At 57.7% G+C, this 11,838-nt stretch carries 8 protein-coding genes; 1 reads left to right on the top strand and 7 read right to left on the bottom strand.

Annotation, left to right across the window (positions count from 1 at the left end; translation table 11 throughout):
• Nucleotides 1-156: 156 nt before the first annotated feature.
• The 4 genes from Fuma_RS25730 to Fuma_RS25715 all read right to left on the bottom strand — a co-directional run bounded on the left by Fuma_RS25730 (nucleotide 157) and on the right by Fuma_RS25715 (nucleotide 7,485).
• Entirely contained in the window at nucleotides 157-3,645 is a 3,489-nt protein-coding gene (locus Fuma_RS25730) for a serine/threonine-protein kinase (RefSeq protein ID WP_077026647.1), read from the bottom strand.
• Between the two features lie 117 nt (nucleotides 3,646-3,762).
• Nucleotides 3,763-4,326: an ECF-type sigma factor gene (locus Fuma_RS25725; RefSeq protein WP_077026646.1), complete on the bottom strand. Its 564-nt coding sequence runs from the start codon at nucleotides 4,324-4,326 to the stop codon at nucleotides 3,763-3,765.
• A 120-nt stretch (nucleotides 4,327-4,446) separates the two neighbouring features.
• On the bottom strand, nucleotides 4,447-6,039 hold the full coding sequence (locus Fuma_RS25720; protein ID WP_077026645.1) for a sensor histidine kinase: 1,593 nt from the start codon (nucleotides 6,037-6,039) through the stop codon (nucleotides 4,447-4,449).
• A 102-nt stretch (nucleotides 6,040-6,141) separates the two neighbouring features.
• Complete coding sequence (locus Fuma_RS25715) at nucleotides 6,142-7,485, bottom strand: PP2C family protein-serine/threonine phosphatase (RefSeq protein ID WP_077026644.1); 1,344 nt, start codon at nucleotides 7,483-7,485, stop codon at nucleotides 6,142-6,144.
• A gap of 512 nt (nucleotides 7,486-7,997) precedes the next feature.
• Between Fuma_RS25715 and Fuma_RS25705 the strand changes: the two genes are divergently transcribed.
• Nucleotides 7,998-8,399: a PEGA domain-containing protein gene (locus Fuma_RS25705; protein ID WP_077026642.1), complete on the top strand. Its 402-nt coding sequence runs from the start codon at nucleotides 7,998-8,000 to the stop codon at nucleotides 8,397-8,399.
• A 497-nt stretch (nucleotides 8,400-8,896) separates the two neighbouring features.
• Here Fuma_RS25705 and Fuma_RS25700 read toward each other — a convergent pair whose 3' ends face one another.
• The 3 genes from Fuma_RS25700 to Fuma_RS25690 form a co-directional block, all read right to left on the bottom strand.
• Nucleotides 8,897-10,012, bottom strand: a complete 1,116-nt coding sequence (locus tag Fuma_RS25700; RefSeq protein WP_077026641.1) for an MlaD family protein — start codon at nucleotides 10,010-10,012, stop codon at nucleotides 8,897-8,899.
• Nucleotides 10,013-10,120: 108 nt separating this feature from the next.
• A complete protein-coding gene (locus Fuma_RS25695) occupies nucleotides 10,121-10,927 on the bottom strand; it encodes an ABC transporter ATP-binding protein (RefSeq protein ID WP_077026640.1) in 807 nt (268 codons plus the stop codon).
• Entirely contained in the window at nucleotides 10,924-11,781 is an 858-nt protein-coding gene (locus Fuma_RS25690) for an MlaE family ABC transporter permease (protein ID WP_099091829.1), read from the bottom strand. Before Fuma_RS25690 ends, Fuma_RS25695 begins: the two co-directional genes overlap by 4 nt.
• Between the last annotated feature and the right edge of the window lie 57 nt (nucleotides 11,782-11,838).

Genomic DNA, 11,838 nt, shown 5'->3' with positions numbered 1-11,838 from the left:
GGCCGCCGCAGGCGGTTGCGGCTTCGGTTAGAGCAATTTACGTTTTGTTGTGGACGGTTCTGGCTCGTGGGAACCGGCCCACGTAGGACAATAACCGATTTTCGCGGCCACAAGTCAGAGTGAAACGCTGTAGGTAGATTCGCCCAAGCCTGGAACTCATTCTTTAAGCGGGGCCAGCCGCCAGGTGTTCGGTTTTTCGCCGGGCTTGATCAATGCCCAATGGCCCGTCTTATTGGTGATGCCGGGAAACAGCTCTTTCATGGGCTGACCACCAGTTTCCACTAATTCCGATTCCGCGACGTCGTGTGTTTCATCGATCACTGCCTTCAACAATCGCTGCACGCACTTAGCCTGAGCATGGTTGCAATTGTACGAGGCGTTCGAAAACACGCCTGACTTACCCCACACAAACTTCAGAGTCTCGAAGTTCACGATATTGACGGAGGTCGTGTCGAAATCGACCAAAGCCTGCAGATCGCGGCTGAATTCAAGTTCTTCGCTGGCATCAGCTTCCAGCTTCAACTTCAGCACCTTCCTCGTAAGGTTCTGGCTTTGAAACGTATTGCTGTCGTACTGCGACCAATGGGCAATGGCATCGCTCACTGCAACTTCGTACTCACCAGCAGGCAGCGGGTACGTTTTGCTCGGCAACGTCGCGAAGCCGCCGAGACGCCGGGTTGCCACGCCAGCGTTCTTGTCCAGAGCAGTAATCGTGACATCCAGTCCGCCAGTCAGCAGCGACACTTCAACCGTTGCTCGCGATGGACGGGCCAGTTGGAGCGTGCCGTCAGCTTCACCGGGCACGATGAACTCCGGCAGCGGGTCGAAGATGTCGGTGATCGTTTCGGGAACGGAATCCGGATAGAAGTTGTTTCCGTGCGCCTTCTTCAGGTATTTGATATTGGCACTTGTCCGGGAAACGATCTCGTCCGTTGCGACAGGCTTTTCGAACGATGCCAGAAGTTGGTTGATGGCAAATCGCTGATTGACACTCCAGCTTAGAAAGCCATCCGACGGCCGGAACTCGACGCCGTCCCAAAGAATGAGGTTGTTAGACTTCTGTGGCAGCGCGGCCAGATCGCGTTTGACCGTGAATTCCTCTCTGTCCCCTTCCTTCACATTGATGTTGGAAGTTCGAAACGCGAACGGCCAGCCGAACAACCGATCCTGAATGCCCAGTTCGTAGTCACCGGGGTGCAGACGCAGTTGCGAATACCCGACATTGTCCACCTGCTGTTCCGAACCAGGCACATAGCCGCCGAAGGCACTTTTGCGACGCACCACCAACCGCATGCCATCATCTTCCACCGTCACCTGCAACGTCCCCGCTCGCTCGCCTTCCGCCGGTTGAGCGGACATCACGGTGGATTCAGCTCCCTTAATCTCAGAGACGACGGTCGTTGACTTCGATTCCATGGGTTCGCTTCCGGCATTTGCTCCAGAAGCGAAATCCTGAGAGCCTGAGCGCGCGTGCTCGTCCATGAGCATTCCTTGCTCTGGCGGTCTGTACTTCGGCATAATCTGTTCTCGCCGCTCCTGCCACAAGAATGCGACGGATACCAGGAATGCAACAATCGTAGCGCCGGTGAAAAAACGGGCAAGGAACAGTGGAGCATGTTTTTCCTGCTTCTTATCGATGATATATCGCAGCACATAACCAATCCCAGCCGCGAGCGCACAGAAAGGTGTGGCAATTGCCCAAAACGGACCACCAGTTTCCATGAGGTCACCTTCCTGAACAATCAGGCCGATCACCATGACCGTTAACGGCAGCACCCAGCAGAAAACGGAACTTCGGATCAGGTAGCTTCCGACCCGCGCATGGGTCGATTGTCCGGCAGGAGCCGCTTGAGCGCGTTTAGGCGAAGTGTGTCCTCGTCCGGACTCCACTACCGGCGATCCGGCTTCGCTGAATTGAGCGGATGTCATCCGTTCGGTAGCGGGTAGTTGCGGCGTGGGCGGTGATGGCAGATCGTGACGGCTGGAAGCTCGATCTTCGCTCACGGAATTCTGCATCCGCCGATGAAAGTGCTCGCGTTCGAGGAGCCAGATAATGATTCCGATTGGACCGCCCACCAGAAACCAGGCAATCAGCGAACCTGCTGACGGTGGTGTCTTTCGTTCTGAGACACGCAGTACGGCAGCGGGCAACAATGTCACGAGAGCAAGTCCGAGCAACCAGAATGTCAGCGTCAGTGGATCAATCGGGCGAAGCGACGCGATTTGCAATTGGTAGTTATTTGCCGCTGCCGCGATTCCCAGCAGTCCACTGCACAAAGCTGGAATTCCGATCAGGAGCAACCAATTCGAAAGACGCAGACGCCAGGGCGCGACAGGTGTTAGTAGCCATTGTGGCATTATGGTTTCGTCCGGTCCCCGATGACCAGGCTGAGGTGCAGTCGACTCATTGGGCTGTGAAACCCCGGGAGCCGCACCTGCGGGCACCTGTTGGTTGATCAGCGAATGGCTTCCCGAATCTGTCGGCTGCTGAATTCTGGCCAGATGCTGATCCAAAATGGCGACCAAGCCTTCCGCACTTTGAAAGCGTTCATCGGCGTTCTTCTGCAACAGGCAGTCGATGATTTGAACCAGCCACGGCGGCACTTCGGCATTCTGTTCGGCGATCGGACGTGGGGTGTCCTGGGTGACTCGTTTGATCACGTGAGCCAGACTGTCGCCGCGAAACGGACTGTGTCCGGTACACATGGCGTACATCACGCAGCCCAGACTAAACAGATCGCTGCGATGGTCGACTCGTTCGCCTCCTGCCTGTTCGGGCGACATGTATTGAGGAGTGCCACTGACTTCTCCGGTGCGAGTGACCGTTATATCGTCGATCGCTCGAGCCAGTCCGAAGTCGGTGATTTTGACTCGCTCGACGCCGTTTTCCAGAAGAATATTCGCGGGCTTGATGTCGCGGTGAATCAATCCCTGCTTATGAGCGGCCGCCAGACCTTCGCCAATCTGCCGGCTGATGCGCAGGGTTTCCGCCAACCGCAGCGATCCGACGTTGTCCAGCTTCTGCTGCAGCGACTGACCAACGACGCATTCCATCACCAGAAACGGCGGAGTTGATGTGCCGTCGTCAGCGTCCTTTGCTTCTTCCACTGCGTGAATTGTTACCACATGCGGATGACTGACGGCCGCAGCGGCCTGAGCTTCTCGCAGAAAACGTCGTCGAGCGTTCGGATTGGCGGCCAGTTCCGGCAGCAGCACTTTGACGGCGACGACACGGTTGAGTTTAAGGTCGACGGCTCGCAACACGAGGCCCATGCCACCTCGCCCAATGACTTCCAGCACTTCATACGGACCGATAGCGCCCAGGCAACCATCCTTGTCGATCGGCTTCAGAAAGCTAAGCGAGATCTCGCCGTTTGGGCGAGGACCAGCGGCTGGCGTTTCCAGAAAACTGCCCGCATCGTCAAACGCCAGCAGCAGCGCCTTCAGTCGGCGACGGCGTTGCTCGTCGTCGCCACAGACTTCGTCCAGATACGCTTCTCGTTCGGCCGGCGTCTCTTTCTGCAGGGCCTGAAGGAAGAGACCTTCGATGGAATTCGGAGAAATCGAAGACGCACCGTCGCCGACTACTGAGTCAGACTCAGTGGTGGAATCGTTGCTTTTCTCTGGGTTTTCCGCGTCTGACATGGGTTGCTCCGCCGAATAGAGTAATCGTTCTATTCAGTCATGCGACAACCAAAAGCAAAGCGCCTCACAGAATTCTGCAGGACCCGTGGATTTTTGGGGCGAAGCCAGCCACGCAGCTCATTCAGCGCTGCCGTTCACCCGGGCAAACAGCCAGGCCTTCGCATACGTCCACCAGCGAGACGCGGTGGCGCGGGAAATGTTGAGGGCGGCGGCAGCTTCGGGTTCAGTCAGACCAGCAAAGTAGCGAAGTCGTACCAGTTCGGCCTTGTCCGGATCCTGGTCGGTGAATTCCTGCAGAGCTTCGTCGATCGCCAGCAGGTCGTCGGCAGCGGAAAGGTTTTCAGCCACGATATCCATGTCGGACAGATGAACTTGCTGCACGTCCCCACCGTGCTTCCGGCGTTGTTTGCGGCGAGCCTGCTCAACAAGAATACGTTGCATAGCTAGCGCGGCCGCACCGAAGAAGTGGCGGCGGTTTTCCCATGTGGCGTCGTCATTGCCGACCAGTCGAAGAAATGCTTCGTGGACCAACGCCGTGGCCTGCAGAGTCTGGCCGGGACGTTCGCGCTGCATATGTCCGGCCGCCAAACGACGCAATTCGTCATACACCATCGGCAGCAGGTCCTCACTGCGAGCCTTCCCCTGTTCGATAGCGTTTAGAAGAACGGTGACGTCGGACATGATGGCAGGGCAGTTGAAAATCTGAGGCGACCGGCAGATGAGAACCTACCGTCGACACGTAGCCGAGTCTCTCCGAGACTCGATTTCGCGTTTGGGAGAGACGCGGCTACGTGGTTGAATTCACGCGGCCTTTTGTTGCGGCTGTCGTCTGGGCAACCTTAGCCGGAAGGTGCTGCCCTTGCCAGGCCCGTCGCTGTGAGGGTCAATCGTGCCCGAATGGTCGACCACAATGCGGTGAGTGATACTTAAACCGAGTCCCGTACCTTCACCGGTTTCCTTCGTTGTGTAAAACGGCTCGAAAAGATTGTCCACGTTCTCCGGCTTCATGCCGTGTCCATTATCTTTGACGGCTACGACGACCCAGTCGGTGTGCTCTTCGATACGCACTTCCACTCGCCCACCGGAATCCGTGGCCTGCAGCGCGTTGGCGATGAGGTTTAACATCACCTGCTTCATCTGCGATGCGTTGATTTCCATAATCAGCGGCGCACTGCGGTCGAAGATTATTTCGCGATCCTGATACTTACTCATCGGGCGAATCATGGCCAGCACTTCGCCGATGACTCGCGTGAGATCGTCCGGCAGTTTTTCCTGGCGTTCGTTGCGAGCGAAGTCCAGAAGTCGGCGTGTGATCTGGCCACAGCGTTTGGATTCACGCTGAATCATGTCCAGGCGTTCCATCACTTCCTTCGTATCAGCGTTGTCCGGCGGAAGGTGCTCGTGCAGTCGGAACTGGACGGATTCCGCCGCCATCGACATTGCCTGCAGCGGATTGTTAATTTCGTGAGCCACGCCGGCCGCCAGAAAACCGACTCCAGCCAGCCGTTCGGATCGCACTAGTTGACGGCTGCGTTCTTCGACCTTTGCGCTGAGATGGTCTTCCGATTCGTGAAACCGGTCTGCCATGCGGTTGAAGTTTTCGGTCAGGTCGAAGAATTCATCCTTCCAGTGGGAGACTGGTTCGAGCCGGTAATCCGTATCGCCGTTGGCAATGCGAGATGCGCCACTCGCGATGGCTCGCAAAGGATTAGACACCCAGCGGAAGCCGAAGAAGATCGTGATGCCGTACGCGATCACGGCGACGAGAATGATGATTCGCACGTTCTTCAGCATGCGAGTCGATTGCCGTTGCTCGCCGATCAGTGACGCTGCAACGTGTTTCTGTTTGTCGTAGTCGGGCAGTCGATTCAGGTTTTCGTGCAGGACGGCAACCTGTTCCATGGCCGCTTGTTTGATGGCAGCGATGTGAGTGGTTCGGGTCTTTTCATCGGTGCCAGGGGCAAACTGAAATTCGCTTGCGAGCGCGTCAAGATTGCCCAGACCTTCGTACACCTTATCCATGTAACGCGTCAGCAGCGGGTACGTACCGCCTCGACCAGGCACAAACTGGCTCGGATCGCGTGCCGCTTCTTCGCTGCGACGATAGTAGGTGTCGGCTTCTTTGCGAGCGGTCACGATGCGCGACAGAAAATCCTTCTGCATCGCTTCTGCCACTTCGCTTTTGGAAGGCGTGAACGGCAGGATGATCCGATTGATGGCGGATTCCAACTGAGCTTTGTCCGGGCTGTGATGGACAAGGTGGTGAATGGTGGAGACCGCGTGCTGATGGCGATTCAGGCCCCAGATCGCAGCACTGGCCATCAGTAGCAGCAGCACAAAGGCAACCGTAAATCCGGTGACCAGGCGGCGTCGAATGCTTTTCAAGAAGAACACGCAAACCTCCCTGTTTACGTTGAGTGGATTCAAAGCGCGAAGTTTACGAGGTTGGCTCCCCCAGGTACAGGCGAAACCGGCATTTTCGGCCGATGCTCGATCCTAGCCGTGCCGCGAATTGGCGTACAATTCCTTCATCAGGTCATCGATCGCCTGAGCTCGGATTTGCACGCACTGCTCCAGCTTGTTTTCCTTCGTGGCGACCAGTGCTTGCCGGTTCATGTTCGCCAGTGAATCAAAGTCGGCCTTCCAGCCGTTTTCCCGCGCTGCCGTGGTGAGTTCGCTTTGAGCCTGGGCGAGCAACTCCAGGAAGCCCGGATCAATCTCGGCCGGTGCCGTTCGATACGGCGAATTGGCGGCCGGGCGCGAACCTTCCAGCGGCTGAAGACCCGGAATAGCGGGCGTCTCAAATTCTGCGGTGTCTGCCAAAGCACTGGATTCTGCCACCTGCCGGTTGGTGGACGCGATCATGCTCAGAAAGCCCAGAATCAGCGCTGGGCAAATCAACCAGAGACCGTATTGGACCTCGCCCAACGCCAACAGGCCTAAACCGCTGACACCCAAAAGCAGGAACAGGGACATCGAAATCCGATTCGCGATGCTTCCGGAAGGTTTGGGCGATAGTTCGGTCGTTTTGGCGGGGACGAACTTCCTGGGAGAATCGACAAACTTTCCGGTCTGAGTCGGGAACGATTCTACTCGAGCCACCACCACCGTCACATTGTCTGTGCCGCCGCGGCAGTTGGCGAGGTTGATTAACAAACGAGCCGCGTCGCCAGGGGGCATGCTGTTGGCGATGGCTCCGATTTCACTGTCCGACATATGCCCCGTCAAGCCGTCCGAACAGATCACGAATCGATCTTCGGGCAATACCTGAAACGGACCTTCGATATCGATCGGCACATTCTGGTCCGGACCGAGGCAACGCGTGATCACGTTGCGCGGATGCAGCATGTCGACGTTTTCGATCGTCGCCCTGCCCTGCCGCACCATTTCCCACTGCAAACTGTGGTCGAAAGTCAGCTGCTGAATATGACCGTCGCGCACTCGATAAACGCGGCTATCCCCGACGTGCCCCACAAAGGCACCAGCCGTCGACAGGACCAGCGTTGAGCACGTCGTGCCCATGTCGGCAAATTCCGGGTTCTCTCGCGCCTTGTCGCTGATCGATCGATTGGCCGCGATGATGGCGCTGCGAAGACGGTCCGGAATTGAATCGGCATCCACCTTGAAATACGCGATCGGCAGCGAATCGACGGCGATGCGACTGGCGAGGTCTCCAACGGAATGCCCACCCATCCCGTCTGCCACGACAAACAGGTGGCCGCATTCGTTCCATTCCTGATACTCGTTACTCAACCGAATAACGACGGAATCCTGGTTGGCCGCTCGGCGCATCCCGACATCCGTTCGGGAAGCGTATTGAACCTGCGGCTGGTCGGTCATCGTGTTTACTTCTGGTACTCGTTGCCCATTGAGCTGCATCCGGCCAGGTGAAAAGGAAGCTGCTTCCTGACCGGAGGCCTCTGCAACATCACGGCAAGACCTGTCCGAACTCGCACGGGTTTCTTCACATCAATGCCTTCAAGAAGTTTTGGCTGCGAAGAAGTCTAGCCCGCTCAAATTTTATGGCAAATCAGTCAATGACAACGAGTTGTGAGTGTTCGTACGGCAAAATTGGTCGGTGCAACCTCCACCAATTCGCCGCCGGAATCCATTCCACCGGCCGTTTTTTCCAAACCTGAGAAGGCACGCGCCCCAGGAATCGTTTGTACACTACCGACAGCCACCTTGTGCAGGTGTGAAGCAGCAACGATGCGCGAAAAACTGGTCTTGGGTGGATCGGCGATTTTGAGTTACGCTGCACGGATTCCTGTGCATCGCTGCAAACTGAAAGACCTCCCAATCGAAGGCCCGCCCCGTCTTGTTGGCCGTGCCATTCGCATTATTTGACACCCATGCGTCGAACCTTCATCACCTTCGCACTGCTGCTGACGTTTCTGCAGACAGGTTGCGTTCATCGACGGCTCACGATCAACTCGAACCCCGTCGGAGCTCTGGTGCGCATTGACGGGAAGGACGTTGGGTATACGCCAACATCCATCGATTACACATGGTACGGCACTCGGGAAGTGCAACTGTTGAAGGACGGCTACGAAACTCAAACGCAGTTCATCGACATCAACCCGCCGTGGTATCAGCGATTTCCGCTGGACTTCTTCAGCGACAACTTCCTGGGCACTCACATCCGCGATCACCGTCGCTACGACATTCAGATGCAGCCGCGCCAGCAGGACAACGCTCAAAATGTCATTCAGCGCGGACGATCGCTGCGTAGCGACGCACTGCACGGACTCTAGCCGGTACGCACCGGCGGGCGGTTGGCGTGGCGGGCGAGTGACGGTGTGGAAGCGGAATCGCCGGCGGGCGAGTTACCAAACGAACGCGGAACCGCCAGCGTTGCTCCCGATGGTCGCTGGAGGCCGGTACGCACCGGCAGGCGGTTGGCGTGGCAGCCGAGTGACGGTGTGGAACCAGAAGCGCCGGCGTTGCTCCCGATAGTCACTGGAGGCCGGTACGCACCGGCGGGCGGTTGGCGTGGCAGGCGGGTGACGGTGTGGAACCAGAGGCGCCGACGTTGCTCCCGATGGTCGCTGAAAGCCGGTAAGCACCGGCGGGCGGTTGGCGTGGCAGGCGGGTGACGGTGTGGAACCAGAAGCGCCGGCGTTGCTCCAGATGGTCGCTGAAAGCCGGTACGCACCGGCGGGCGGTTGGCGTGGCTGGCGGGTGACGGTGTGGAAGCGGAACCGCCGACGTGCTTGTTCTCACCCGCGATCAATGCGGAGGGTGCGTTTTGCTACCGTTCAAACGATGCCGGCGTGACGTTCGCGTCCTTCACACCATCGCTGCCACGCACAACGCCTCGGACGCCCAGTAGTTCCGGATGGCGAGCCACCTTGTCGCTGAAGATCTGCATGTCGGCGATCACCGGTTTAAGGTTTTCAAGCATGACGGCCAGCGACGCCGAAGTGGCGTTCAGATTTCGGTAGACCGCTGGATCGGTCAGCAACTTATTAATGGTGCCGCCGTCGCGATTCATCAAACGCGATACGATCGCGAGTTCGCCGGTAATCGATTCAATATTATCCAGCGACTTGCTCAGTCGGTTCACCATCGTTTCACTTTGACGAGCCAGCGGCGTGGTGGCGACGTTGATGTTGGCCACTGTTGTGTCGACCTGGCGAATGACCGAGTTCACGGCCTTTAGTGTGCCGCGAGTTTCATTCAACATTTCAGGCAGTGCGGCCAGTGTTTGCTGAAGCTGTTGCTGGTATTGCGGATCGTTGATCAGGTTGCCCGCCGACGCCAGAGTGTCTTCAGCGGCTTTCATGGTGCGAGTGAACTGTTCTAACGCGGCGGCAGACCGTTGAATGGTGTTCACGCCGTCGGGGCCGGAGGTTTCCAGAAGCTGGTTAAGGTTGTTGCCCAGGCGCCCCCATTCTTTGCCAGTGTGTTCGAACGATGCCAGCGTGGAAGAGATGCGTTGTTCCATTCGAGCCACCACGGCCGTCGGGTCGCTGGCCGAACGACCGGCGATGCGGTCGCCTTCCACAATGGCCTTTCCTTCGCTGCCGGGAATGATCTCAATCGATCCGTCACCCAGCAGCGATCGAGTCACCTGTGCGGTCGAATCGTTGCGGAACGTGTAATCCTCATCAATGACTGCGCGCACCATCACGCCGCGTCCTTCGGCCACCAGCGTGAGTGTTTCGACACTTCCAATACGAATGCCGCTCATGTTAATAGGTGTTTGTGGAAAGATGCCGGCCGCGTTGGGCAGGACGATGCTGATCCGAGTGCCCGACTTCCACTGGTTGCCGATCTCTCCAAACTTGAACACCATGAATACCGCAGCAGCCAGCGCCACAACGGCCATGAAGCCAACTTTGAATTCCTGATTTCGTTCGTCCATGAAGTTGCTTCCTCCGCGATTTCGCGTGACTTTCAAGGCAGTGTCGGCATCTGGCTCGCGGAAGCTCGCCCCACACCTGACGAGGGCACTGTCCCGTGGCCACTGAATCTACGCCGCAGATGCGTTGACGATGTTGCCATCCAACTCGTCACCGATGTATTCTCGAATCCGTTCGTCAGAACTCGTCGCCAGTTCCGCCAGAGTTCCGTCAAAGATCACCTGGTTCTCGTCGTCGTTCAGCTTGCGCCGCGGGTACAGCATCACGATGCGGTCGGCCACTCGCTGAACCGTGCGCAAGTCATGAGTCACGATAATTCCCGTCACGCCGCGCGAATCGCGGATCGACTGAATCAGGTCATCGATGCGACGGCTGTTCACCGGGTCCAGCCCCGTTGTTGGTTCGTCGTAGAACATCACGTCCGGGCTAAGCGCCAAAGCGCGAGCCAACCCGACTCGTTTTTGCATGCCGCCGGATATTTCCGAAGGCCGTTTGTCTACGATGTCGGCCGTCAGCCCGACTTCTTCCAGCCGCGCCAGCACAGTCGCTTTGATTTCTCGTTCGTTGGTTTGCCCCGTCTGCCGAAGTCCGAAGGCAACGTTTTCGTAAATCGTCAGGCTGTCAAACAAGGCGGCTCCCTGAAAAAGGTAGCCCAGCCGAAGCCGCTGGCGTTGGCGTTCTGCCTCCGTCATATCGGCCACGTCTCCGCCGAACCAGCGCAGCGTGCCGGCTGTTGGAGTCAGCAGCTGCATCATCACCTTCATGGTGACACTCTTGCCGCAACCGCTTTCGCCGACGATCGCGACCGTCTGCCCGGCATTGATGGCCAGGTCCACATTCCACAGGACCTTCTGAGTTCCAAACACGCAGCGCGTGTCGGCGATCTCGATTGCTGGTGACGACGTCTGACCTGTCATACCGCAAACCCCGCAAAAGGCAGCAATGTCGCTAGCGAAACGGCTCCCGGCCAGATCAGGTAGTAAGTCGTGTTCAGCACGACTGTCAGTAGAAAGTCCATCCCGAGGATTGCGATGAAGGAAAGCACAAACGACTGAGTCGCCGCGCGGCCCACACCTTCAGCACCCGCTCCGCAGTGGAAGCCCTGTTGACAGGCGATAATCGCGATACTGCAGCCAAAGAAGACACTTTTGATTAGCCCTGCCATGACGTCCCAGCCGGTCACGAACTGTTCGGCATACATCCAATAATGGTGCGAGTTGATCCCCAGCACGCCGCAACTAAACGCCCAACCGGCCGCAATCCCCACCGCATCGGCGATGGCCGTCAGCAGCGGAATCAGAGCCACGCAGGCCAGAAACCGAGGCACCACCAGATACCTCAACGGATTCGCGCCGAGAGCGCTGATGGCGTGAATTTGTTCGGTCACGCGCATGGTGCCAAGTTCCGCTGCCATCGCCGAACCGACGCGCCCGGCCAGCATTGTCGCGGCCAGCACCGGCCCGAGTTCCGAAACCAGCGTCATCGTAATGATGGCTCCCAACCGGGATTCCATGTGCATCATTTTGAATTGCTGGTACGTCTGCACGGCCAGCACCATTCCGATAAAGGTGCCCGTGACCAGAATGACGGGGATACTGCGGACACCGATTTCGTACAGAATGGGCACGATGGTGTGCCGCCGCGGCAAGCCCTTGTGTAGCTGAGCCAGCATTTTCAGGCTGAACATGGTCACGCCGCCAAATCCGCAGAAGAACTCCTGCGTGATCCGGCCGATCAGTGAGATCGGATTTTGAGTTGCCGTAGCGTTCATTGAGATTCAGCGTCCTTGCTTGCCGGGCATTGTATTTCACAACAGGGATTCAGTTCG

Source organism: Fuerstiella marisgermanici, from assembly GCF_001983935.1.
Taxonomy (GTDB): domain Bacteria; phylum Planctomycetota; class Planctomycetia; order Planctomycetales; family Planctomycetaceae; genus Fuerstiella; species Fuerstiella marisgermanici.
Note: the sequence above shows the minus strand (reverse complement) of the source record. Positions and strands in the feature narration are given on the sequence as shown.